This is a genomic window from Janthinobacterium sp. TND4EL3, assembly GCF_900156175.1.
GTDB lineage: Bacteria > Pseudomonadota > Gammaproteobacteria > Burkholderiales > Burkholderiaceae_D > Janthinobacterium.
The window spans coordinates 74195-98512 of the sequence record NZ_FTMV01000007.1; the positions used below are offsets into that span (position 1 = coordinate 74195).

Consider the following 24318-nt stretch of genomic DNA (forward strand, 5'->3'; position numbering starts at 1 on the left):
TTGGGGATTACAGACCGCCGGCGGTCTTGACCAGGCCGAATACTGTGGTGTTGTCGATGGTGCCCAGGAAGGTTTCCGAACCCTTGCCGATGGCGCCCAGGAAGACGTCGGTGCCACCGTGGGTTTCATTGCCGGCCGAAGTGCGGATCACCGCTTCCTGATGGTAGGTGTTGGCGCTGGTGACGGTTTCATCGAGGCTGGCCATGGCGGCGCGGCTCGATTGCGTGCGGTTTTCGCCATTGCCGAAGCCGATGATCGAGTACGGTGCGCCGTCCAGGTCTTTCTCGACCGCGCCGGTGACGTAGTTCTTCACCAGGCCCAGCACGCCTGGGTTGCCGGCGGCCGTCTTGCCCGTGCGCTTGGCGTAGCCGTTCAGCACCAGGGTGTGGTCATGGTCGGCCGTGACGACGATCAGGGTATTGGCCAGGGTCGGGTCGGTCAGCTTGGCTTTTTCGATGGCGGCCTTGATGGCGTTGTCAAAGGCGACCGTGTCCTGCAGGGCCTTCTTGGCTGTCGTTTCGTGCAGCGCATGGTCGATGCGGCCGCCTTCGACCATCAGGAAGTAACCCTTCTTGTTCTTGGCCAACACGTCCATGGCCTTGGTGGTCATTTCTGCCAGGCTAGGTTCCTTGGCCGCATCGCGGTCCAGGTCGTAGCTCATGTGGCTGGACGTGAACACGCCGAACAGGCGGTCCGTCTTGGTACCGTCGACGGCCTTGAAGTCGGTGGCGTTGTTGGCAATGGTGTAGCTCTTTGCTTTCAGTTCGGCCACCAGGTCGCGGTCGTCGGAGCGCTTGCCGCCGTTCTTGAATGGCGTAAAGAACTGCGCGCCGCCGCCCAGGACCACTTCCAGGCCGGTGGTGCCCAGGGCGCTGTTGTAGCCGGTGCCGCCCGGCACCAGGGCCGCGGCGATATCGTTTTCCAGGTCGCGGTGGCAGATGTGCGCGTAGGTCGCTGCCGGCGTGGCGTGCGTCACGCGCGCCGTGCTGACGACGCCGGCGGCAAAGCCCTTGGCCTTGGCCAGTTCCAGCAGGGTGGTGGCGGGCGTGCCGTTGCCGGTGCCGCATTTGTTGACCAGCTTGTTGCCGTTGGCGTCCTTGCCCGGATCGATGGCGACCGTGTTGGCCGACATGGAAATGACTTCGTTGTTCATCTTGACGCCGGTCATGTAGGCGGCCATCGACGGCGCGCTGTCGGTGACTTGCGCATCGTTCGAGAACGTCTTGACGAAGGCCGTTTCCGGCAGCGTGTCCATGGTCAGCGCACCGTCTTCGCCCACCGAGTAGATGCGCGCAGCCGTCATGGTGGTCAGGCCCATGCCATCGCCAAGGAAGAAAATGACGTTTTTCGGCGGGGCTTCGACCACCACCTCGTCTTTTTTGGCGTCGCTGCCGCAGGCGGCCAGCATCAGGGAGATTGCGACGCTGCAGCCAGCGACGGAAATTTTTCTGCGAGTCATGTGGTTCATCCGGCTAGGTTTGAAAGAGCTGGCAAGATAACAATTCAATGTGACAACATCATGACGCTGTGACACATTTGGATACGACGATGTGGATGGCAGCGTGCATGCCAGTATCTGATTGCATCGAAATAAGAAACAAACCATTGCGGTTTATCGGGTTTTTCTGCCGAATCAAGCAACGTAAGATGCATGCATCCCAATCATCTTGTGAAGGCGCATCATGTTCTCCAAATCCATTACCAGTATTCTCGTTGCCACCGTCTTCGCCGCCGGCGCCGCCTCGGCCGCAGCGCCGCTGACACTGGAGGTGTTCAATCCGGGCGAAGCGGCCATCTTCCCCGTCGCTTCCGTGCTGGTGGCCGGCAAGCATGACGCCGTGCTGATCGACGCGCAGTTCTCGCGCGCCGAAGCGCAAAAGCTGGTGGAAAAGATCCGTTCCAGCGGCAAGAAACTGACGACCGTGTACATCAGCCACAGCGACCCCGATTTCTATTTTGGCCTCGACGTGATCAAGGCAGCTTTCCCGCAGGCAAAAATCGTCGCCACGCCGGATACCGTGGCCGAGATCCGCCGCAAGGCCGACGCCAAGGTCGCCTACTGGGGGCCGATTTTGAAGGACAATGCGCCGCAGGCCATCGTCATCCCCGAAGCATTGAAGGGTCAGCGCATCACGCTGGAAGGCCAGTCGCTCGATATCGCCGGCCCGACGCCAGCGCGCACCTATGTGTGGATTCCATCGATCAAGGCCGTCGTCGGCGGTGTGGTGCTGTTTGGCAACTTGCACGTGTGGACGGCCGATACGCAAAGCGTGCAATCGCGCCAGGACTGGCTCAAGACCCTGGATGGCATCGCGGCGCTGAAGCCCGTCACCGTCGTGCCTGGCCACTTCAAGGTGGGCTCGCCCATGACGCCGGACAGCATCGGTTTCACGCGCGACTACCTGGTGACGTTCGAAGCGGAAACGGCCAAGGCCGCCAATGCGGCCGCCCTGATCGCCGCCATGAAACAGCACTACCCGCAACTGGGCCTCGATGGCGCGCTGGAAACGAGCGCCAAGGTGGCAAAGGGTGAAATGAAATGGTAAGCGGCAACAAGGAGGTCTCCATGCCCACACTGCACTACATTTTCGACCCCCTGTGCGGCTGGTGCTACGGCGCCGCGCCGCTGGTCGAGGCGGCGCGCGCCGTGCCCGGACTGACGGTGGCCTTCCACGGCGGCGGCATGATGACGGGCAGCAATCGCCGCCGGATCACGCCCGCCTGGCGCGGCTATGTGCTGCCGCATGACCGGCGCATCGAGCAATTGTCGGGCCAGCCCTTCGGCGACGCCTATATTGACGGATTGCTCAACGACACGACGGCCATGATGGATTCCGAACCGCCGATCACGGCCATCCTGGCGGCGGAAGCCTTGGCCGGCAAGGGCCTGGACATGCTGCAGCGCGTGCAGCGCGCCCATTACGTGGACGGCTTGCGCATCGCCGACCTGCCCGTGCTGGTGACCTTGGCGCAAGAGCAGGGCATGGACGGGGCGGCATTCGGGGCCGAGTATGCGCGGCAGGCGGGCGCCGCCACGCAGCGGCACATCGACGCCAGCCGCGCCCTGCTGGCGCAGGTGGGCGGCCAGGGCTTTCCCACGTTCGTGCTCGACGATGGCAGCGGCAAGCTGTCCGTGATCGATATCGGCGGCTTCCTGGGCCAGCCGGCGAAGTTGCAGGCGCAGCTGGGTGGTGTGTGCGATGCCCATGGATGTACATTGTAAATAGCTATCGGTTCGATAAAATCAATTAGCTTTTCCTTTGTTGTTGACCTCGTTACACTGGTTCCATTAGTCAACAACGAAGGAAAAGCAGCCATGCGCCAACCGCCGCCATTCAGTACCGCCTCGGGCATCCCCGTCGCCGACAACCAGAACTCCATCAGCGCGGGTCCCCGCGGCCCCCTGCTGCTGCAAGACTTCCACCTGATCGAGAAACTCCAGCATTTCAACCGCGAGCGCATCCCCGAGCGCGTCGTGCACGCGAAAGGCTCGGGCGCCTACGGCACCTTTACCGTCACGCATGACATCTCGCGCTACACCAAGGCTAAATTATTTGCCGAAGTGGGCAAGCAGACGGCCACGTTCGCGCGCTTTTCCACCGTAGGCGGCGAACGCGGCAGCGCCGATACGGAACGCGACCCGCGCGGCTTCGCCGTGCGCTTCTATACGGAAGAGGGCAACTGGGATCTGGTTGGCAATAACACGCCCATGTTCTTCATCAAGGACCCGATCAAGTTCCCCGACTTTGTCCACACGCAAAAGCGTGATCCGCAAAGCAATCTGAAATCGGCCGAGATGATGTTCGACTTCTGGAGCCACGCGCCGGAAAGCCTGCACCAGGTCACCATGCTGTTCTCGGACCGGGGCACGCCGGACGGCTACCGCCACATGGATGGTTTCGGCAGCCACACGTATAGCCTGATTAATGCCGACGGCCAGCGCGTGTACGTGAAATGGCATTTCAAGACACGCCAGGGCATCAAGAATTTACCTGCGGCGGAGGCTGGCCGCCTGGCCGGTGCCGACCCCGACTACGCCCAGCGCGACCTGTTCGGCGCCATCGCGCGCGGCGATTTCCCCCAGTGGGAAGTCAAGCTGCAGGTGGCGACGCAGGAGCAGCTCGATGCCTGGGAGCAGCGCACGGGCTGGAACCCGTTCGACCTGACGAAGGTGTGGCCGCACGCGGACTTCCCGCTGTTGCCGGTCGGTATTTTCGAGCTGAACCGCAATCCGGACAATTACCATGCGGAAGTCGAGCAGGCGGCGTTTTCGCCGGCCAATGCCGTGCCCGGCATGGGATACTCGCCGGACAAGATGCTGCAAGGCCGCTTGTTCGCCTACCACGACGCCCAGCTGTACCGCGTCGGCACGAACCACCAGCACTTACCCGTGAATGCGGCCCGCTGCCCCTTCCATAACCAGCAGCGCGACGGCGGCATGGCCATCCACAATGGCAGTTCGGCGCAGAACTACGCAAACGTGGCGGCGGCAGGCACGCAGCCGCAAGGGCTGGGCCATGGCGAGCCGGCGCTGGCGCTGTCGGGCGGCGCGGCGCGCTACGACGGGCGCGGTGTGGAAGACGATTACACGCAGGCCGGCAACCTGTTCCGGCTGATGTCCGCCCAGGCCAGGCAAAACCTGTTCGACAACCTGGCTGGCCCCTTGAGTCAGGTGCGGCCGGAAACCTTGCAGCGTCAGCTGGGCCACTTCGACCGCGCCGATGCCGCCTACGGCGCGGGCGTGCGGGCCGCCTTGCAGGCACGCGGCGTAGCCCTGTAATGGTGTGTTGCAGGCGGAACAAGCTTGTTCCGCCTGTTTGATGCAGCACAAATTAGTGCTCGATATAAAATATTGCCGTATGGACATATTTGCCTTCCATGCGTAGACTTGTCGGTCTGATGATCGCGCCGCCTTCCTGGCGGCGTCCTGACTAGAAAGTCTTGCAATATGAATATGGCGAAGTTGTCGGTGCATGGGGATGACCCCACGCTCAGATCCATCCTGGAAGTTTTGCCTACCGATCCAGACCATGCCTGGCGCAAGGGCGAGCCGAAGGCGGGCGGCCGCGTCTACCTTGATTCCGGGTTCGAAGTGCTCATCGCGCAAGCGCCCAAGTCGCAAGTCTTGCCTTCGCGCATACGCAGCTACCTGGCCGAATGCCGTTCGCGCGGCGTGAGCTTCACCATGCCGCGTATCGTGGCCGAGTTGCAACTGGAACTGAACGGCGACGACACGGTCGATGCGCCGCTCGACCTGAGCCTGGCCGACATGCAGCACCTGACGGAAATGGGCATCAGCCTGAGTCTGGTGACGCGCTGCGCCGCAGCCTGAATCCCGTGTGACACGAAAAAAAATGGCCACCTGTTCAGGGCGGCCATTTTTCGTCATGGTTCGTCGAGCTCGACGGTGATCATATTGTCATCGGGTTTGCGGTCGATCAACTTGTTGTCGGGATCGATGCCCGCCTTGACGGGCCGGCTGGCGACGATGACGGTATAGCTCGCTTCGCGTGCCGTCATGCGCAGGCGTTCGCGCAGCAGTGGATGGCCCGTCGCGTCGTCGACGCCGATTTCGATCCAGTCGTGCAGCGGGGCCTCGTGTTCCTCGCCCTGTTCGCCGGCCGTCAATTTGCTCGCCTGGACCTTGATGGTGACGGCGTACTTGCCGTCGCTGCGCTTGGTGGCCGTGGCCGACAGGGCGCGGTTGTCGAACAGCACGATTTTCTCGAACAGGTCGTCGATCAGGTAAGCCTGCTCGGGCGGCGTGACCTGGCGCAAGCCCGTGATCAGCGCCGTCACGCTCGCATACGGCGGCCCCTTCTGGCCATGGGTCTTGAGCAGCTCGCGCAGCACGCCGTTGACCTTGTCTTCGCCGATCATGTCTTGCAGCAAGTACATGGCCAGGCTGCCCTTGTGGTAGTGGATATAGGCCTGGTTTTCGTTCTCTGCCAGCGGCAATTCCTTCTTGCGCTCTCCGCTGCGTCCCATCAGGTATTGATTCAGGTCATAGCGCAGGAAGCGCCGCATCTTGGCCGGCCCCACGGTTTTCTTCATCACCATCAGCGCAGAATACTCGGCCAGGGTTTCGCTGAGCACGGTGGCGCCCCGCGTGTTGCCGCCCACTAATTGATGCGCCCACCACTGGTGCGCCACTTCATGCGCCGTGACGTAGAACGGGTAGTCGAGGTCCTTCGGATTCTTGTCGTCGACCCTGGCGATAAAGCCCAGGCCTTCCGAATACGGTATCGTGTTCGGGAACGATTGGGCAAACGTGGCGTAGCGGGGGAACTCGACGATGCGCAGGATCTTGTGCTGGTAGGGGCCGAAGTTCTTCGTGTAGTACTCGAGCGCTTCCTTGCTGCCGCGCACGAAACGATCGAGGTTGTATTCGTGTCCCGGATGGTAATACACGTCGATGGCCACGTCCTGCCAGCGCTCGTGCCTGACGGCATAGCGGGCCGACTGGAACGAGTAGAAGTTCAGGATGGGCTGGTCCATCGTGTAATGGAAGTAATGGCGGCCCTTGTCAATCCAGTCGTTGTCCAGCATGCCCGGCGCGATGGCCGTCTGGCCGTCCACGGTGCTGACGGTGGCGTCGAAATTGATGCGGTCGGCGTCGCTGCTGACGTAGTTGTCGGCCAGCCCACGCGCGTCGTCGCGCGGCAAGGCCCGTTCGCGTGGCGGCAAGCCGTGTTTCTTGCGGTCGCGCGGGTCCGTCAGTTCCAGCTGCGCCTGGTAGCCGATGTGCGGCAGCACGGCATTCGTGAAGAAGGTGCCGTTGGCCACGACCGGCGTGTCCTGGCCCAGGCCGAGGATGCCGCGCGGCGCATAGCGAATGTCGAAATCGAGGCCCAGGGTGGCGCCCGGCGCCAGCGGTGCGGCCAGGCGGTAGCTGTAAAAGCCCAGCTTGCCGTCATCGAGGCCCGGATGCACGCGCGTATCGAACCGCAGCCGCATGGTGGCCGTCGGGTCTTGCTGCACAAAAATGTGGCTGATCGGCAAGCTGGTCTTGTTTTGCAGCATGTAGCGGCCCGTGACGATGAGCGTGCGCTGCGCCGGATAGATGGCCACGTCGAGTTTCACGTCGGTAATTCTCGGCTGCGGCGTGGCGGCAAACTTGCGGTACTGGCGCTCGAAGCTGGCCCGGTCCGCGTCGCGCGCATAGTCGGATTTGTAATCGTTGGCCACGTGGAAGACGTAGAACAGCACGGCGCCGCTACTGACGAAGATCACGGCGCCGATGGCAAAGCTGGCCAGCACGCCATGCGTGAGGCCGTGGCGCGCCAGGCGCAGGCGGATACGCCAGCTGTCTTGCGCGCCGCGGGGCCAGAACAGCAGCGACAGCACCGTCAGCATGACGGCCGCGCCGCTCCAGTACAGCAAGTACCAGCGTTCGCGCAGCACATAGTGGCCGGCGCCGTTCATGGCCGAATACACGAAGTCCGGCGTGCTGGCGTACAGCAGCAGCGGGTCGCCCAGGCCCAGCGAGGCAAAGCTGACGCTGGCGATGTAGTACAGGATCATGGCGAAATACGCCAGGTACTTGTGATTGATCAACACCTGCAGGAAGATGGCCAGCACGGCGATCAGCGCGTAATAGGGCAGGTGCGACAGGAACAGCGATTCCAGGTACAGGCCCGGGTCGAGGCGGTAATAGCCCTTGAAGACCTGGATCGACATGCCGCACAGCATGATGACCAGGCTCAGCAGCGCTTGCAGGCCGATCAGCGCGAACAGTTTCGACAGCAGGGGCAGCCAGTTCGGCACGGGCAGGGCGTCGAGCATCAGGTGGATGCGGGTCTCGCGTTCGCGCCACACCAGTTCGCCCGCATAGAAGGTGGTAATGACCAGCATGAACAGGGCGAACGAGGCGCTGACCATTTCCAGCACTTTTTCCGTCACGGGATAGGTATTCGTGCCGTAGATGGAACCCATGTCGAGCGCGCCCGCATACATGGTCAGCACGCCGGCCAGCACGATGACGACAAAATAGATGTTCTTGATGGTTTCGCGCAGGTTTAGCCAGCTCATCTTGAGCAGCAGGGCGGCCAGGTTGCGTTGCGCGAAGTCCGGCGTTTCCTGCGTGGACAGCGAAGCGTTCGACAGGCGCTGCGGCGCCTCGCCCTCGCTGCGGCGCTTGCTGGCGCCCGCGTCCGTCGTCGCGTGGAACTGGAAGCGCCAGTAGCCGAGCAGCAAGGCCACGAGGGCGAAGCCGGACCAGATGGCGCGGTTCAGCAGGTACACGCCCTCCAGCGTCACCAGGCGCGTGTTGCGCTCCGCGTTCGGCCAGTATTCCGTCAGGCGTATCAGCGCCGTCGTGCCGAAGGGGTCGATCAGGGCGGCCAGGGTCTTGTAGTCGAGGTCGCGCGCCAGCGAGGGCGCCACCAGGTAGCCGATCAGCATGACCACCGAGCTGATGTACACGGGCAGCATGCGCCGCGTCAGGGCGGCGATGACGAAGAAGATGGCGCCGAAGATGAACAGGTTGGGCAGCAGCGTAAAGACGTAGGGCATCAGGTAGGCCAGCAGTCGTTGCGGCCCCAGCCGTTCCGGGTCGATGCCGGGCAGCCAGGCGCCCAGCCAGGCGCCGATGACGATGCTGGAAAACACCACCGCCAGCACCAGGTAGGCGCCGAGGAAGCGGCCAAACACGTACTGGTACTTTTTGATGGGCGCGCTGAAGAAGAAATGCTGCATGCCGTACTCGAAATCCTGCTGCACCGAGCGGCCCATCATGGCGGCCACCACCACGGCGCCGAAACAGCCCAGCAGGCTGCACGTGAACGCCAGCGAACGGGGTGCGTTGATCAGGAACTTGCCGCCGAAACTGATGCTCGCTTCCTTGAAGACGCCGCCGGCGGCCGCCATCCACAGCATGGCCAGCGCCAGGAACATGGCGAAATACACCCAGGTCGACAGCAGCTTGAGCCGCTGTCGCGCTTCAAAGCGGGCGATGGCAAACATGGCCGCGCCCTCAGTCGCACTGCGGGGCGACGCGGTGGCGCCCGGCAATGGTGGCGAAATACAGGTCTTCCAGGTCGCCGATGGCTTCCTCGAAACCGTCGCCCGGGTCGTCGTCGCTGTAGACGTGGATCAGGGTGCGGCCCGACAGCAGGCGCGTGGAAATGACGGCGTGGCGCTGCTGGAAGCTGGCCAGTTCTTTCTTTTCGACGAAGCGCGCCCATATCTTGCAGCTGACTTCGTCGATCAGTTCCTGGGTTTTGCCGCACAGCAGCAAATGGCCCTTGTTGATGATGGCCATGTTGGCGCACAGGTCGGCCACGTCGGAGACGATATGGGTCGACAGGATCACGGTCTTGTCTTCGCCGATGTCGGACAGCAGATTATGGAAGCGCACGCGCTCCTGCGGGTCGAGGCCGGCCGTCGGTTCGTCGACGATGATCAGTTTCGGGTCGCCCAGCAGGGCTTGCGCGATGCCGAAGCGCTGGCGCATGCCGCCGGAAAAGCTGCCCAGGCGCTGGTGGCGCACGTCGAACAGATTGGTTTGCTGTAACAGGCCATCGACGACTTCGCGCCGGCGCGCCCGCTGCGACAGCCCTTTCAACGTGGCGAAGTGGTCGAGCAGCTCGTAGGCCGTCACTTTCGGGTACAGGCCGAAGTCCTGCGGCAGGTAGCCCAGCATGCGGCGCACTTCGTCCTTGTCGTCGAGCACGTCGTAGTCGCCGAAGAAGATGGAGCCGGAATCGCATTCCTGCAGGGTCGCCAGGGTGCGCATCAGGGTCGACTTGCCGGCGCCGTTCGGGCCCAGCAAGCCAAACATGCCCGGCGGTATCGTCAACGACACGTTGTCCAGCGCCACCACGCCGTTCGCGTAGGTTTTCGACAATTTGCGAATCTGCAATTCCATACAACTCCTAACTCATGCGTTGCTGCCCGATGCGACAGGGCTACTCTATGCTGGCATTGTATTGAATTTAAGACGTACTGGGCAGTTGCATGCGATGCACGGCATTTTCGCGTGCCCAGAGTGCAGTTGGCGAGGGTGGACGGCGCGCCGGCGGTGGTCTTCCCGGCGCGTCGCGGAATATCAGTTACGGAACAATACCGATTCCCGGTTAAACCACCAGCGGCACAGCATCAGCAGGGCGCCCGCGATGACGGTGGTCGAAGCCAGGATCACGCCGAACATGCGGTAATCCATGGTGCCCTTGACCAGCTCCTTCATGGCCAGCGACACATTCGTCAGCGGCACCATGGCCCAGATCCAGTTCAGCTCGACGCCGGGCAGCATGGCCGTCACCGTGGGCAGGATGACAAACAGCATCAGCGGCGTGATCATGCCGGCCGCTTCCTTGTAGCTCTTCGCATAGATCGAGATCGACAGCAGCAGCGAGGCGAAGATGGCGGCCGTCGGCACCAGCATCAAGGTCACCATGGCCAGGTCGGGCAAGCCGATGCTGTGTACCAGGATGGCCATGTGGCCTTCGAGCGAGCTGCCGAAGATGGCCAGCAGGATGCCCATGCTGCCCACCATCAATACGGCCGAGGTCATGCCCACGGTAAACAGCACGAGGAACTTGGCCAGCACGATGGCGCTGCGCGGCACGGGCGCCAGCAGCAGGGTTTCCAGCGTGCCCCGCTCCTTTTCCCCCGCGCCCAGGTCGATGGCCGGGTACATGGCCGCCGTCAGGCACACCATCAGCAGCAGGTACGGCACCATGCCGCCGATGATGGCGCCCATCTGCTCGCGCTCGTTGGCCGTCGACTGCTTGTCGAGCACGATGGGATTGAGGGCAAAGGCCAGCTGGGCCGGACTCAGGTTCAGCGCGGACAAGGCTCCTTCGCGCAGGCTGGCGTTGTAGCCCTCGACGATCTCGCGCACGCGCTGGTGCGTCACGTCCACGGAGCTGGCGCTGTTGTAGTGCAGGGTTACCTTGGCTTGCGCCTGCTGCTGCAGCGATTGTTCAAAATGCGGCGGGATGACGACGGCAAACTTGATGGTGTCGTCGCCGATGGCGCGGCGGATGTCGCCCTCGCTGCCCAGCGCTACTTCGCGCAAGTTGTGCTGCTGGGCAAACCGCGCGCTCAGGCCCGGCGAATGGTCCTTGCCGAACAGCGCATAGCGCATTTCCGCGGTCTTGGCGTTCTTGAACATATTGCTGGAAACATAAGCGAAGCCGCCAAAGATCAGCGGCATGGCAAAGATGGGGATGAGAATGGTAAAGATCAGCGTCTTGCGGTCGCGCGTCAGTTCCAGCAGCTCTTTCAGGTAAATGGTCCACATGGCCTCAGGCTCCCTGGTTGATGACGCTGACAAAGGCGTCGTACAAGTCAGCGCTGCCGCCCAGATGGCGCAGCTCGTCGATGGTGCCGTTGAAGGCGGTGGTGCCGCGGTTGATGATGCAGACTCGGTCGCACAGCTTTTCCACCTCGTGCAGGTGGTGCGTGGAAAAGATCAGCGGCACGCGCAGCGCCTTGTAGCTGGCGATGAAGTCGAGCAGGATCTTGGCCGACATGACGTCCAGGCCCGTGGTCGGCTCGTCGAGGATGACCACCTGCGGCTCGTGCACGACGGTGCGGGCGATCGCGCACTTCTGTTTCATGCCCGTCGACAACTGATCGGCCCGCTTGCTGCCGTATTCCTCCATTTGCAGCAGGGAAAACAGCTCGTCGCAGCGGCGTTTCAGCTTGTCGGCCGGCATGCCGTGCAGGCGGCCAAAGTATTCCACGTTCTCGCGCGCCGTCAGGCGGCCGTACAGGCCCGTCGAGCCGGACAAAAAGCCGATGCTCTGGCGCGCCACCAGCGGCTGGCGCAGCACGTCGACGCCGTTGACGAGGGCGCTGCCCGCATCGGCCTGCAAGGCCGTCGACAGCAGGCGCAGGGTGGTCGTCTTGCCGGCGCCATTCGGTCCCAGCAAGCCCAGCACTTCGCCGGGTGCGCAGCTGAAACTGACGTCGCGCACGGCGTGGAACCAGCCCTCGTGTTCGCGTGGATCGCTGAGCCGCACGTCCTTGCCCTTGTGGGGCGGCATGCGGAAACGTTTTGCCAGGTGCTTGACCTCGATCATGTAGTTCATCCATTTGATAGGGAGGAGCTAGGGTAGCATGTAAAAAATGTAACTTGCAAGGCGGAAATATCGTTTGGTCTATTGAAAAAAACAGCATCTTCATGCAAGCTGGCCCGGTGGGCGCCGGCGGACGGCGCGGGAGAGGGCAATGCGAACGATCGATCAGGCGATGCAGGACAAGGTACTGGCCGTGGCGCGCGCCGGCATGACCAGCGCCGAAGCCATCGGTTTCTTCCGCGTCAGCCTGGGCCTGTACTACCTGGCGGGACTGATGACGGAGGAAACGCTCGATTTCAAGCAGATCGACGCGCGCTACAACCGTTTTATCTACCACTCGATAGGTGGCGGGCACAGCATTGCCAGCGTGCTGCAATTCATGAGCGGCGAGAAAGTCTTGCGTGTCTTGCAATCGGAGCGGTTTCGCGCCGCGTTTGCCGAGCATTGCCCGGACATTCCCGTTGACAGCATTTCCTTCCTGATTTCGCTCAACCTGGGCGTGGCGAAAAGCCTGTCCGGCCTCGACGCCGTCGGCCCCGTGGTGGACTGGATCGAGCAGGAAAAAGCGCGCACAGGTCAATAAAGCCCCGTTCACCCTGCGCGCGGCGTGGGGACGGCTGGCCCTGATCGTCCTATAATTCATGTTTTACTACTCATGAGCATAGCCACGATGACCGCGAACCGCCATTTTGACCCCCTGGATCGTTTGATTGTCGGCGCCGACAAGGCCCTGCGCGTGATCGCGGGCGTGGCCTCGGCCTCGCGCCCCACGCCGGCCGCGCATGCGCCCGATGCGGAGCTGAGCGCGGCCGAACAGCGCCACAGCGCCGGCTTGATGCGCGTCAACCATGTCGGTGAAGTGTGCGCGCAGGCCCTGTACAACTCGCAGGCGCGCTATGCGCACAGCCCGGCCATCCGCGCCCAGTTCGACGAGGCGGGACGCGAAGAGGAAGACCACCTGGCCTGGACGGCGCAGCGCCTGACGGAGCTGGGCTCGCGTCTGAGCCTGCTCAATCCCCTGTGGTACGCGGGTTCGTTTGCGCTGGGCACGATTGCCGCGCGCATGGGCGACGGCCGCAGCCTGGGGTTTGTGGTGGAAACGGAGCGCCAGGTGGAAGCGCACCTGGCCAGCCACTTGCAGGAATTGCCCCCGCAAGACGCCAAGTCACGCGCCATCGTCAAGCAGATGGCCATCGACGAAGTGGAGCATGGCGCCGCCGCCCAGCGACTGGGCGCCATCGATACCCCGGCGCCCGTCAAGGCGCTGATGGGGCTGATGGGGAAAGTCATGACCAAGACGGCGTACTACATTTAAAACAAAGGCGCTCCGAAGAGCGCCTTTTTCATGCATGCCTGAGCCGTGAAGCGCCCGGCAAAACCGCAGCGAGCGGAAGGGAGAGGTGGTCGAGAAGCGCAACCGTGCTGGAGCACGGTGAGCATCGCAGGCCGCCTATGCCGACGCGCAGGAGGTTGGCTCAGGCGCTTTCTTCGATGATCTCGAAGGAATGCGTAATTTCCGCGGTTTTCGCCAGCATGATCGACGCCGAGCAATATTTATCATGCGACAAAGCCACGGCACGTTCCACGGCCGTCGGTTTCAGGGCCTTGCCCCGCACGGTGAAGTGGAAGTGGATTTTGGTAAATACTTTCGGATCGGTGTCGGCGCGCTCGGCCTTCAGGGTCACTTCGCAGCCGCTGACGGCTTCGCGGCCCCGTTTCAGGATCAGCACCACGTCATAGGCGGTGCAGCCGCCCGTGCCCAGCAAGACCATTTCCATGGGGCGTGGCGCCAGGTTGTGGCCGCCGCCTTCGGGCGCGCCATCCATGCTCACCATGTGGCCGGAACCGGTTTCTGCCCGAAAACTCATGCCCGACGGGCCATTCCAGCTGACTTTGCATTCCATCGTACTCTCCGAAAATTGTAAGCGTTTTGTATTGTAATAGAGGAATGCCCATCCATGTGCCGGCCGCCAGCCCGCAGCCGGTCTGCATTGCGGCTTGACGCGGCAAGGCAAAGCCGCTTATACTTGTCGGCTTTCCGTTCGCTCAGGAAAAGTAAATAAGGCAGAGTCCGCACAGCAGCATCGGCGGAACCACCATTTGAGCGTGTAATCTATTAGGAAGTCAACATGAAAACATTTTCCGCTAAAGGACATGAAGTCCAGCGCGATTGGTTCGTGGTTGACGCGACGGACAAAGTCCTCGGACGTGTTGCCAGCGAAGTGGCACTCCGACTGCGCGGCAAACACAAACCAGAATTTACTCCTCACGTCGATACCGGCGACTTCATCGTCGTCATCAACGCAGGCAAACTGCGTGTGACCGGTACCAAAGCTACTGAGAAAATTTACTACCGTCACTCTGGCTATCCAGGCGGCATCTACGAAACCAACTTCCAGAAAATGCAACAGCGTTTTCCAGGTCGCGCGCTTGAGAAAGCGGTCAAGGGCATGCTGCCTAAAGGCCCACTCGGCTACGCAATGATCAAGAAGCTGAAAGTGTACGCGGAAGGTTCCCATCCGCACGCTGCTCAGCAACCTAAAGCACTTGTTCTCTAAGGAACTGACATGATCGGTAATTACAATTATGGAACCGGCCGTCGCAAAAGTGCAGTGGCTCGGGTTTTTATCAAAGTTGGCACAGGCTTGATCGTTGTTAACGGCAAACCAGCAAACGAATACTTTTCGCGCGAAACGGGTCTGATGGTCATCCGTCAACCTCTGGAACTGACCGGCAATGTCGAGCGTTTCGACATCAAAGTCAACGTCCATGGCGGCGGTGAGTCGGGCCAGGCTGGTGCAGTTCGTCACGGCATCACCCGCGCTCTGATCGACTACGATGTCGCGCTGAAACCGGAACTGGCGAAAGCCGGCTTCGTGACCCGCGATGCACGTGAAGTCGAGCGTAAAAAAGTTGGTCTGCGCAAAGCACGTCGCGCAAAGCAATTCTCGAAGCGTTAATTCTTACGCTACAGCGCCTTGCGGGGCGCTGGTCGAAAAGCCGCTGGACTTCGGTTCCGCGGCTTTTTTGCATTTCAGCGTGACTCGGCGTTGCGCTGTAAAATACGCGCATTGCCCCTGCGGGGCAGGCTGCGTACTTCCCCATATTGCATCTGTACCCTACACACAAGGAAAGAAAATGATCAAAGTTGGCATCGTCGGCGGCACTGGATACACGGGCGTGGAATTGCTGCGCTTGCTGGCAACCCATCCAGATGTCGAGTTGACGGCGATTACGTCGCGCAAGGAAGATGGCTTGCCCGTTGCTGACATGTATCCTTCCCTGCGTGGTCACGTGAGCCTGGCGTTTTCCTCGCCGGACAAGGCGAACCTGGAGCAGTGCGACGTGGTCTTCTTTGCCACGCCACACGGTGTTGCCATGGCGCAAGCACCGGCGCTGCTGGCCGCCGGCGTAAAAGTCATCGACCTGGCCGCCGATTTCCGCCTGAAAGACCAGGCCAAGTTCGAGCAGTGGTACAAGATTCCCCACACGGCGCCCGAGTTGATCGAACAGGCCGTGTACGGCTTGCCGGAACTGAACCGTGAAGATATTAAAAAGGCCAGCCTGATCGCCAACCCCGGCTGCTACCCGACCACCATGCAACTGGGCTTCTATCCGCTGCTCAAGGCGGGCCTGGTCAACGCGGGCGGCTTGATCGCCGACTGCAAGTCGGGCGTGTCCGGCGCCGGCCGCAAGGCGGAAATCGGCATCCTGTTCTCGGAAAGCAGCGACAGCTTCAAGGCCTATGGCGTGGCCGGCCACCGTCACCTGCCGGAAACGACGGCGCAATTGCAGCGTTTTACGGATGAGAAAGTGGCGCTGACCTTCACGCCGCACCTGGTGCCGATGATCCGCGGCATGCATTCGACCCTGTACGCGCAGCTGAACAAGGACGTCAGCAATGAAGAATTGCAATCCTTGTTCGAAGCACAATACAAGGACGAGCCTTTCGTCGACGTGATGCCGTTCGGCTCGCACCCGGAAACCCGCTCCACGCGCGGCTCGAACATGCTGCGCCTGGCCTTGCACCGCCCTGAAGGCGGCAATACCGTCATCGTGCTGGTGGTGCAGGACAACCTCGTCAAGGGCGCCTCGGGCCAGGCCGTGCAATGCATGAACTTGATGTTTGGCTTGAAAGAAACGGCCGGTTTGCAACATATCGCCTTGCTGCCATAAAAATAGGCACAAGTGCTTGCGCAGGTCCGGCGCCTTTTTGCCGGACCTGTGATAAATTGGACTGCCACGTACACCAACAGGATGACGTTCATGTTCGAGCGCAACGCGAAAAACCCCATCGATACCCTGATCGGCGCCTCGACGCGGATCGAGGGCGACTTGCTGTTCTGCGGTGGCCTGCGCATCGACGGCCATGTGCGCGGCAATGTCACTGGCGAGCCGGGCGAGCCCACCTATGTGGTGCTGGGCGAGGCGGGCCGCATCGACGGCGAGGTGCGCTGCTCCAGCCTGGTCGTCAGCGGCGAAATCAACGGCCCCGTGTACGTGTCCGAAATGCTTGAAATCCAGCCAAAAGCCCGCATTGTAGGGGAGGTCTATTACAAGGTGCTGGAAATGCACAGCGGCGCCTTGGTGCAAGGCAAGCTCAGTCGCCACGACAGCGCCGACCCCGTGCTGCACCTGGCTGTGTCGGAAATGTGATCCGGAACAACAGTGGTGGCTGGCGGCGAGGGCTGGCAGAGCGAGAGTTGCGCCAACAGTCTATAATGACCGAATGTTTTCTGAGGAGTGCCTGATATGAATGCCGTCGCTGAAATGCAAGATGTGATCCCTTCCCCTATTATCTTTACCGATAGCGCCGCTGAAAAAGTCGCGCAGCTGATCGAAGAAGAAGGCAATCCCGACCTGAAATTGCGCGTCTTCGTGCAGGGCGGCGGCTGTTCCGGCTTCCAGTACGGCTTTACGTTCGACGAAATCGTCAACGAAGATGACACCACCATGGTCAAGAACGGCGTCCAGCTGTTGATCGATTCCATGAGCTACCAGTACCTGGTCGGCGCGGAAATCGACTACAAGGATGACCTGGAAGGCGCGCAGTTCGTGATCAAGAATCCGACGGCGACCTCGACCTGCGGTTGCGGTTCGTCCTTCTCCGTCTAAGCTGGCACACCTGAGAAAACGTCCATGGCGGCGTGGCATTGCCTCGCCGTACACTTCGTACTGTCTTCGGCAATGCGCCTTGCCCTGAACGTTTTTCAGGCGCAATATAAAAATAGCGGATCATCGATCCGCTATTTGTGTTTCTACATCTGCTCAACGCGGATACAGCGCGCCCAGCACCCGTAAGCCCTGCGCCCCCGTCACGGCCGGCAAATTGCCCGGCTTGCGCTGCGTAAAACGCCAGGCCAGCCAGGCGAATGCCAGCGCTTCGACCTGGCTGGGTGCCACGCCCAGCGCTGCCGTCGATGCCACCGCCATGCCCGGCAATGCAGCGGCCAGCGCCGCCATCAGGCTGGCGTTTTGCGCGCCGCCGCCGCACACATACACGTTTTCCGCCTGCGCCCCGTCGCGCGCGATGGCCTGCGCCAGGCTGGCGGCCGTCAATTGCGTCAAGGTCGCCTGCACGTCGGCAGGTTTGGCTTGCGGATAGTTGCTCAGCTTGCTATTCAGCCAGTCGGCGTGAAACAGGTCGCGGCCCGTGCTTTTCGGCGCCGGCAAGTCAAAATACGGTTCGCCGAGCAAATCCGCCAGCAGGCCAGGGATGAGCTGGCCCGTGGCGGCCCAGGCGCCGTTGGCGTCGTAGGGCTGGCCCAGGTGCTGCAAGGCCCAGCCATCCATCAGCGCATTGCCGGGGCCCGTGTCGTAGCCCGTCACCGTGCCGTCCCCGTGCAGCACGCTGATATTGCTGATGCCGCCGATATTGGCCAGCACGCGCGTGTGGCCGGGCTCGTTGAAAATGGCCTGGTGGAAAGCGGGCACCAGCGGCGCGCCCTGGCCGCCGGCCGCCACGTCGCGGCTGCGCAAGTCGGCGATGACGTCGATGCCCGTCAGCTCCGCCAGCAGGGCCGGGTTGTTCAGCTGGCGCGTAAAGCCCAGTTCGGGGCGGTGGCGGATGGTCTGGCCATGCGCGCCGATGGCGGCGATGGCGTCCGGGCCGATGCCCGCGCCGCTGAGCAGCATGGCGACGCAGTCGGCGTAATGCTGCACCAGCGCATTGGCCGACAGCGCCTCGCGCTCGATTTCATTCTGCCCGGCACTTTGCAGCGCCATCAGGTCGGCGCGCAGGCTGGCGGGAAAGGGAATGTAGGCGTCGCCCAGGCTGCGTACGCTGCCATCGTCGGCAAAGTCGACCAGCGCGCCGTCAACGCCGTCCAGGCTGGTGCCCGACATCAAACCGATATACAGCATGGGTGTTTCCTCGCGTGCGTAAGTGATGGATGCATTGTGCCGTATTTTCTCGTGCACATAAAACAAAGGCACCGGCCATCTGCATGGGCGGTGCCTTTATGTGTTGCCCGAAGGCAGTGTGGTTTAGCGCGAAGCCAGTGCCGTGTCGTTCGGACGCAGCAGGGTGAAGCGGTGCATCATGTCAGCCGACACCATGCGGAAGCGGCTCAGCTCGGCAGCCGTCAACGGTGCCTGGGCTTGTACGTTCAGCTTGCTTGGGTCTTGTGCCACGCCGCCGACGCGGAATTCATAGTGCAAATGGGCGCCCGTGGACCAGCCGGTGGTGCCGACGTAACCGATCACATCGCCCTGGCTCACTTTTTGACCTTTTTTCAGGCCCGAAGCGAAGCGGCTCATATGGGCATAGGCGGTGGTGTAGTTGGCCCAGTGTTTCAGCACAACAACATTGCCGTAGCCGTTCTGGCTGCCGACGGAATCGACCACGCCGTCGCCGGAAGCGCGGATAGGCGTGCCAGTTGCTGCAGCGAAATCGATGCCTTTATGCGCTTTCCAGTTGCCGGAAATCGGGTGCACGCGCATGGAGAAGCCGGACGAGATGCGGGAAAATTCGAGGGGGGATTTCAGGAAGGCTTTTTTGAGGGACTTGCCGTCGAAACTGTAGTAACCGCCGCCTTGCTTGCTGGCTGGGTCTTCGAACCAAACGGACTGGTAAGTCGTGCCGCGGTTGGTGAATTCACCGGCCAGGATGCGGCCCGCTCGGACAAATTCGCCATCTTGCCAGAATGTTTCGTAGACAACATTAAACGAGTCGCCGCGTTTCAGGTCGGAGCGGAAGTCGATATTGGTGGAGAACATTTCCACGATTTGCGCGGAAATCGAGTCTGGCAGGCGGGTGCCGTCCAGGCTGGAGTCGGTGGCGGCGAACAGGGTGGAAGTAATCTTGCGCGCGTGCATTTCAACGCGGCGTTCCAGCTGGGCTGCCACTTCCGTGGCCACGAACTTGTCGCCCTTGCGGGAGATCAGGATGTTCTTGACCGATTTGTCGGTGCCATCGACGAGGGTGGCGCGCATCCAGTTCAGTTCCCCAGTTTCGGACGTTTGCGCTTGCACGCGCTTGCCCGATTTGAGCAACATCACGCCGCGCGCGATCTTGTCGGTCTTGATGAAATTGGCGGCCGCCGGATCATCCACGCCGAGACGGGTCAGCAGGGTGGCGAGGGTATCGCCGGCGCGGACTTTTTCTTCGTGGGTGAAATTCTGGTCTACCTGTTCCATCGCGGAAATTTGCGAGGCGATATCCGGCATTTCCAGATTCTGGGCGATCGACGTGACCGGCAGGTCGGATGCGTCCGGCGCCATGGGCGACACAGCGACCGCGCCGAAGGCGGCCACGGCGAGCAGCACCGCCGACGCGCCAATAATGCGTGCCTTGCGTGTCGTCGTCAGCTGTGTGTACAAGCGTGAGCCTGTGATTTTATGTATAGGGTTCATGCAATCAGTTAAAATTTGCCCTTGAACGTGACCTGAACTATCGCTCTTTGTTGTTGTTATTTTGGTTCGCTCATACGGCAAGATTGATGGGATCGAGCATTATAACAAACTCCGCAAACCTACTACCATTTTGAGATATACAGTCAAATTTTATGGAAATCAACACCACCGCATCGCCTACAAAGGCTAACGCCGCTCAGACCGCGCTTGTGCTGTCGGACAGAGTACAAGAAGCCCTCGCGATTACCAAGCGTGGCGTCGACGAACTCTTGATCGAAAGCGAATTTGCGCAAAAATTAGCGCGCTCCGAAAAAACGGGCGTTCCGCTGCGCATCAAACTGGGCCTGGACCCCACTGCACCCGACTTGCATCTGGGTCACACTGTCGTGCTGAACAAGATGCGCCAGCTGCAAAACCTCGGCCATCAAGTCATTTTCCTGATCGGTGACTTCACTTCCATGATCGGCGACCCTTCGGGCCGCAACGTCACGCGTCCGCCGCTGACGAAGGAACAGATCGAGATTAACGCGATGACGTATTTCGCGCAAGCATCTTTGGTGTTGGATGCCAGCAAGACCGAAATCCGCTATAACTCCGAGTGGTGCGATCCGCTGGGCGCGCGCGGCATCATCCAGCTCGCTTCCCACTACACGGTGGCGCGCATGATCGAGCGCGACGACTTCACCAAGCGCTTCCAGGGCGGCATTCCTATTTCCGTCCATGAATTCCTGTACCCGCTGATGCAGGGTTACGACTCGGTGGCCCTGAAATCGGACCTGGAACTGGGCGGCACGGACCAGAAGTTCAACCTGCTGGTGGGCCGCGAACTGCAAAAGCAGTACGGACAGGAGCAGCAGTGTATTTTGACCATGCCGCTGCTGGAAGGTTTGGACGGCGTGGAAAAAATGTCCAAGTCGAAGAATAATTACATCGGCATCACGGAACCGGGCAACACCATGTTCGCCAAGCTGATGAGCATTTCCGACGTCATGATGTGGCGCTACTACGAGCTGCTGTCGTGGCGCTCGATCGCCGAACTGGCCCAGTTGAAGCGCGAAGTCGAGGAAGGCCGCAATCCGCGCGACGCCAAGGTTGCGCTGGCGCAAGAAATCGTCGCCCGTTTCCACTCGCAGCAGGCGGCCGAAGATGCGCTGGCCGACTTCGTCAACCGCTCGAAGGGCGGCATTCCCGACGATATCCCGGCAGTGACCCTGGCTGGCGCGCCGCTGGGCATCCCGCAATTGCTGAAACAGGCTGGCCTGTGCCCATCGACGTCGGAAGCCATGCGCAAGATCGACCAGGGCGGCGTGCGCATCGACGGCACCGTCATCAGCGACAAGGGCTTGCAAGTGGCGGCCGGCGAATTCGTGTTGCAAGTTGGCAAGCGCAGTTTCGCGCGCGTCACCTTGACGGCATGATCGCGCTGCTGCAAAGAGTCACGCAGGCCAAAGTCGACGTCGGCGGCGCCACCGTCGGCGCCATCGACGCCGGCCTGATGGTGCTCGTGTGCGCCGAGCGCGGCGATACGGAGAAGGAAGCGGACGCCCTGTTGACCAAGCTGCTCGGTTACCGCGTGTTTGCCGACGCGGCGGGCAAGATGAACCGCAGCGTGACGGACGTGGCCGGCGGCTTGCTGCTGGTGCCGCAGTTCACCCTGGCGGCCGACACCAAGTCCGGCACGCGCCCGTCGTTCACGCCGGCGGCCGCGCCGCAGGACGGCTTGCGCCTGTTCACGCATTTCGTGGACCAGGCGCGCAGCCGCCATGCGACCGTGCAAACGGGGCAGTTCGGCGCCGACATGCAGGTGTCGCTGACGAACGACGGCCCCGTCACCTTCTGGCTGCAAGTGAACGCTAAATAAGTGCAAAACAATAACTACAAGGGGAGCAAGCGATGAAATTGTGGAGCGAGACGTTTCGTGATGGCGGCCTGATGCCGGCCGACCATGCCTTTGCCGAGATCGATCCGGCCAGCCGCGTGCGCCTTGCCGGCAACCGCAATCCCCATCTGGCCTGGGACGAGGTGCCGAACGGCACCGAGTCGCTGGTGCTGTTCTGCATCGATCCCGATGCGCCGCAGGACGCCAGCCTGGTCAATGTTGAAGGCCAGGTCTTGCCGCTGGCGGCGCCGCGCGGCGATTTTTATCACTGGAGCTTGCTCGACGTGCCGCCCGCCATGCGTTCCATTGCCGCCGGGGAATTTTCCAGCGGCATCACGCCACGCGGCAAGGCGGCCGCTACTGGTAATGGGCTGCGGCAAGGTTTGAATGACTACACGGGCTGGTTTGCAGGCGATGCCGCCATGGCCGGCGATTATTACGGTTATGATGGCCCGTGCCCGCCGTGGAATGACGAACGCATCCACCACTACATTTTCCGCCTGTATGCGCTCGACGTGCCAAAGTTGGCCTTGCCCGAACGTTTTACGGGGCAGCAAGCCCATGCCGCGCTCTACGGCCACATCCTCGACGAAGCCCAGCTCGTCGTCGCCTACTCGCTCAACCCCGAGTTGGCACTTACCCTGAAGAAATAAAGCATGAGCACCACGATCTTACTGATACGCCATGGCGAAACGGCCTGGAATGCGGGCCGCCGCCTGCAGGGCCATATCGACATCGCCCTCAACGAGGCGGGCCTGGCGCAGGCGGCCGCGCTGGGGCAGGCGCTGGCAGATGAGCCGCTGGCCGCCATCCTCGCCAGCGATCTGCAACGGGCGCAGCAGACGGCGCAAGCCATTGCTCAATTGAAAAATCTGCCCGTGCAGACGGACCCCTTGCTGCGCGAGCGCTGCTATGGCGCCTTCGAGGGCTTGCTGTATGCCGATATTGCCGCGCGCTATCCGCACGAGTATGCGCAATGGCAATCGCGCCAGATCGACGCCGTGATGCCGTCGGGCGAGCGCGACGCCGAGAGCTTCCGCCAGTTCTATGCGCGCGCGAATGGCGCCATCGCCCGCTGGGCCGAACGCCATGACGGCCAGACGATCGCCATCGTGGCGCACGGCGGCGTGCTCGAGTGCGCCTACCGCGAGGCGATCGGCATGGCGCTCGACAGTCCGCGCGACTTCCAGGTCCAAAATGCCAGCGTCAACCGTTTTTCTTACGCGGATGGTAAGCTGCAATTGGAGCACTGGGGAGACATCGATCACCTGAGCGTGCCCGCGATGGACGAGCTGAGTTAAGCGGCCTCATTGTCACTCTGACGCACTGAGCCAAAAAAATAGTGCTTATTAATTAGGCAGGGAATCGGTTAAAATAGCAGGTTCCTCCGTCCATTCCAGGTTCTTCAGTGCAAATCGGCCCTCACATTCTGCGCAACAACGTTTTCGTCGCTCCCATGGCGGGCGTGACGGACCGGCCTTTCCGCCAGTTGTGCAAGCAGCTCGGTGCCGGTTACGCCGTGTCGGAGATGGCGGCGTCGAATCCGCGCCTGTGGGCGACGGAAAAAAGTTCGCGCCGCACGGACCACGCAGGCGAAATGGAGCCGAAAGCCGTGCAGATCGCCGGTGCCGATCCGCAAGACCTGGCCGACTGCGCCAAGTTCAACGTGGACCGGGGCGCGCAGATCATCGACATCAACATGGGTTGCCCCGTCAAAAAGGTGTGCAACAGCTGGTGCGGTTCGGCCCTGCTGCAAAACGAAAGCCTGGTCGAAAAGATCCTGCACGCCGTCGTCAACGCCGTTGACGTGCCCGTCACCCTGAAATTTCGCACGGGCTGGAACCGCGAAAACAAGAACGCCCTGAAAATCGCCCGCATCGCCGAGCAAGCGGGCATCCAGATGCTGACCTTGCACGGCCGCACGCGTGCCGATGGCTACAAGGGCGATGCCGAATATGAAACCATTGCCGCCGTGAAAGCATCGGTGGGCATCCCCGTGGTGGCCAATGGCGACATTACCAGCCCGGAGAAGGCCCGCTTTGTGCTCGATCAAACGGGCGCCGATGCCGTCATGATCGGCCGCGCGGCGCAGGGCCGGCCGTGGATTTGCCGCGAAATCGACCATTTCTTGCGTACCGGCACCTTGTTGCCGGCGCCCTACGTGGACGAAGTGCGCACCCTGATGGACGAGCATTTGCGCGCCCATTACGCGTTTTACGGGGAATTTCTCGGCGTGCGCACGGCGCGCAAGCACATCGGCTGGTACGTCAAGGATCTGGAAGGCGGCGAGGCGTTCCGCCAGCAAATGAACTTGCTGGAGTCGACGGACGCGCAATTGCTGGCCGTGGATCAATTTTTTGAGTCGCAATGGAAATTTGGCGAACGGTTACAATACCGCCTCTCCGAATCCAGTGAAAGTGGCCTAATAGAAACGGCCACGGCAGCATGAGCAGATAGCAACAAGTGGTGTGTCAGGTACCAGCAGTACAAGGGCGAGCGCCTATACAGAGCGTCATGCAATATTAATTACAACACCGAGGCAAGAGGGCAGCACGCGGA

Annotated in this window: 24 protein-coding genes; 16 read left to right on the forward strand and 8 right to left on the reverse strand. The window is 61.7% G+C overall.

What is annotated here, in order from left to right; genetic code table 11:
* Positions 1–7: 7 nt before the first annotated feature.
* A complete protein-coding gene (locus tag BXA07_RS12755; RefSeq protein WP_076568451.1) occupies positions 8–1408 on the reverse strand; it encodes an alkaline phosphatase in 1401 nt (466 codons plus the stop codon).
* A gap of 274 nt (positions 1409–1682) precedes the next feature.
* On the opposite strand from BXA07_RS12755, the gene BXA07_RS12760 reads away from it, so the two are divergent.
* From BXA07_RS12760 to BXA07_RS12775, 4 genes are all read left to right on the forward strand, one after another.
* Positions 1683–2546 carry an MBL fold metallo-hydrolase gene (locus BXA07_RS12760; protein WP_076568295.1) on the forward strand — a complete coding sequence of 288 codons (864 nt, stop codon included), beginning with the start codon at positions 1683–1685 and terminating at the stop codon, positions 2544–2546.
* A 20-nt stretch (positions 2547–2566) separates the two neighbouring features.
* Entirely contained in the window at positions 2567–3223 is a 657-nt protein-coding gene (locus BXA07_RS12765) for a DsbA family protein (RefSeq protein ID WP_076568452.1), read from the forward strand.
* A 93-nt stretch (positions 3224–3316) separates the two neighbouring features.
* A complete protein-coding gene (locus tag BXA07_RS12770; protein ID WP_076568296.1) occupies positions 3317–4780 on the forward strand; it encodes a catalase in 1464 nt (487 codons plus the stop codon).
* Positions 4781–5011: 231 nt separating this feature from the next.
* Positions 5012–5332 (forward strand): hypothetical protein, encoded by a 321-nt coding sequence (locus BXA07_RS12775; RefSeq protein ID WP_139335552.1) that lies wholly within the window; start codon positions 5012–5014, stop codon positions 5330–5332.
* A 53-nt stretch (positions 5333–5385) separates the two neighbouring features.
* On the opposite strand, the gene BXA07_RS12780 is transcribed toward BXA07_RS12775, so the two are convergent.
* From BXA07_RS12780 to BXA07_RS12795, 4 genes are all read right to left on the reverse strand, one after another.
* On the reverse strand, positions 5386–8964 hold the full coding sequence (locus BXA07_RS12780) for an ABC transporter permease/M1 family aminopeptidase (protein WP_076568453.1): 3579 nt from the start codon (positions 8962–8964) through the stop codon (positions 5386–5388).
* Positions 8965–8974: 10 nt separating this feature from the next.
* Complete coding sequence (locus BXA07_RS12785; protein WP_076568298.1) at positions 8975–9868, reverse strand: ABC transporter ATP-binding protein; 894 nt, start codon at positions 9866–9868, stop codon at positions 8975–8977.
* Positions 9869–10048: 180 nt separating this feature from the next.
* Complete coding sequence (locus BXA07_RS12790) at positions 10049–11245, reverse strand: ABC transporter permease (RefSeq protein WP_076568299.1); 1197 nt, start codon at positions 11243–11245, stop codon at positions 10049–10051.
* Positions 11246–11249: 4 nt separating this feature from the next.
* Entirely contained in the window at positions 11250–12029 is a 780-nt protein-coding gene (locus BXA07_RS12795) for an ABC transporter ATP-binding protein (protein WP_076568454.1), read from the reverse strand.
* Between the two features lie 148 nt (positions 12030–12177).
* Here BXA07_RS12795 and BXA07_RS12800 point away from each other — a divergent pair, with 148 nt between their 5' ends.
* Both BXA07_RS12800 and coq7 read left to right on the forward strand, forming a co-directional pair.
* A complete protein-coding gene (locus tag BXA07_RS12800) occupies positions 12178–12609 on the forward strand; it encodes a hypothetical protein (protein ID WP_076568300.1) in 432 nt (143 codons plus the stop codon).
* Between the two features lie 87 nt (positions 12610–12696).
* A complete protein-coding gene (coq7, locus tag BXA07_RS12805) occupies positions 12697–13341 on the forward strand; it encodes a 2-polyprenyl-3-methyl-6-methoxy-1,4-benzoquinone monooxygenase (protein ID WP_076568301.1) in 645 nt (214 codons plus the stop codon).
* 160 nt (positions 13342–13501) lie between these two features.
* Here the strand turns inward: coq7 and BXA07_RS12810 are convergent, their stop codons facing one another.
* Complete coding sequence (locus BXA07_RS12810) at positions 13502–13930, reverse strand: OsmC family protein (RefSeq protein WP_076568302.1); 429 nt, start codon at positions 13928–13930, stop codon at positions 13502–13504.
* 225 nt (positions 13931–14155) lie between these two features.
* Here BXA07_RS12810 and rplM point away from each other — a divergent pair, with 225 nt between their 5' ends.
* The 5 genes from rplM to erpA all read left to right on the forward strand — a co-directional run bounded on the left by rplM (position 14156) and on the right by erpA (position 17141).
* On the forward strand, positions 14156–14584 hold the full coding sequence (rplM, locus tag BXA07_RS12815; RefSeq protein ID WP_010393282.1) for a 50S ribosomal protein L13: 429 nt from the start codon (positions 14156–14158) through the stop codon (positions 14582–14584).
* Between the two features lie 9 nt (positions 14585–14593).
* The gene (gene rpsI, locus BXA07_RS12820; protein WP_076568303.1) at positions 14594–14986 is read left to right on the forward strand and encodes a 30S ribosomal protein S9; all 393 of its coding nucleotides are present in this window, start codon (positions 14594–14596) and stop codon (positions 14984–14986) included.
* A 178-nt stretch (positions 14987–15164) separates the two neighbouring features.
* Positions 15165–16202, forward strand: coding sequence for an N-acetyl-gamma-glutamyl-phosphate reductase (argC, locus tag BXA07_RS12825; RefSeq protein ID WP_076568304.1), 1038 nt, complete (start codon positions 15165–15167; stop codon positions 16200–16202).
* 90 nt (positions 16203–16292) lie between these two features.
* Entirely contained in the window at positions 16293–16682 is a 390-nt protein-coding gene (locus BXA07_RS12830; protein WP_034785332.1) for a bactofilin family protein, read from the forward strand.
* A 96-nt stretch (positions 16683–16778) separates the two neighbouring features.
* Positions 16779–17141: an iron-sulfur cluster insertion protein ErpA gene (erpA, locus tag BXA07_RS12835; protein WP_029496047.1), complete on the forward strand. Its 363-nt coding sequence runs from the start codon at positions 16779–16781 to the stop codon at positions 17139–17141.
* A gap of 153 nt (positions 17142–17294) precedes the next feature.
* On the opposite strand, the gene BXA07_RS12840 is transcribed toward erpA, so the two are convergent.
* Both BXA07_RS12840 and BXA07_RS12845 read right to left on the reverse strand, forming a co-directional pair.
* The gene (locus BXA07_RS12840) at positions 17295–18389 is read right to left on the reverse strand and encodes an anhydro-N-acetylmuramic acid kinase (RefSeq protein ID WP_076568305.1); all 1095 of its coding nucleotides are present in this window, start codon (positions 18387–18389) and stop codon (positions 17295–17297) included.
* Between the two features lie 123 nt (positions 18390–18512).
* Positions 18513–19880: a M23 family metallopeptidase gene (locus tag BXA07_RS12845; protein ID WP_076568306.1), complete on the reverse strand. Its 1368-nt coding sequence runs from the start codon at positions 19878–19880 to the stop codon at positions 18513–18515.
* Between the two features lie 152 nt (positions 19881–20032).
* Here BXA07_RS12845 and tyrS point away from each other — a divergent pair, with 152 nt between their 5' ends.
* The 5 genes from tyrS to dusB all read left to right on the forward strand — a co-directional run bounded on the left by tyrS (position 20033) and on the right by dusB (position 24208).
* Entirely contained in the window at positions 20033–21298 is a 1266-nt protein-coding gene (tyrS, locus tag BXA07_RS12850; RefSeq protein WP_076568307.1) for a tyrosine--tRNA ligase, read from the forward strand.
* Positions 21295–21741: a D-aminoacyl-tRNA deacylase gene (gene dtd, locus BXA07_RS12855; RefSeq protein ID WP_076568308.1), complete on the forward strand. Its 447-nt coding sequence runs from the start codon at positions 21295–21297 to the stop codon at positions 21739–21741. The genes tyrS and dtd overlap by 4 nt, the downstream gene beginning before the upstream one ends.
* Positions 21742–21773: 32 nt before the next feature.
* A complete protein-coding gene (locus BXA07_RS12860; protein ID WP_076568309.1) occupies positions 21774–22412 on the forward strand; it encodes a YbhB/YbcL family Raf kinase inhibitor-like protein in 639 nt (212 codons plus the stop codon).
* 3 nt (positions 22413–22415) lie between these two features.
* Entirely contained in the window at positions 22416–23060 is a 645-nt protein-coding gene (locus tag BXA07_RS12865) for a histidine phosphatase family protein (RefSeq protein WP_076568310.1), read from the forward strand.
* A gap of 107 nt (positions 23061–23167) precedes the next feature.
* Entirely contained in the window at positions 23168–24208 is a 1041-nt protein-coding gene (gene dusB / locus BXA07_RS12870; RefSeq protein ID WP_076568311.1) for a tRNA dihydrouridine synthase DusB, read from the forward strand.
* Positions 24209–24318 lie beyond the last annotated feature (110 nt).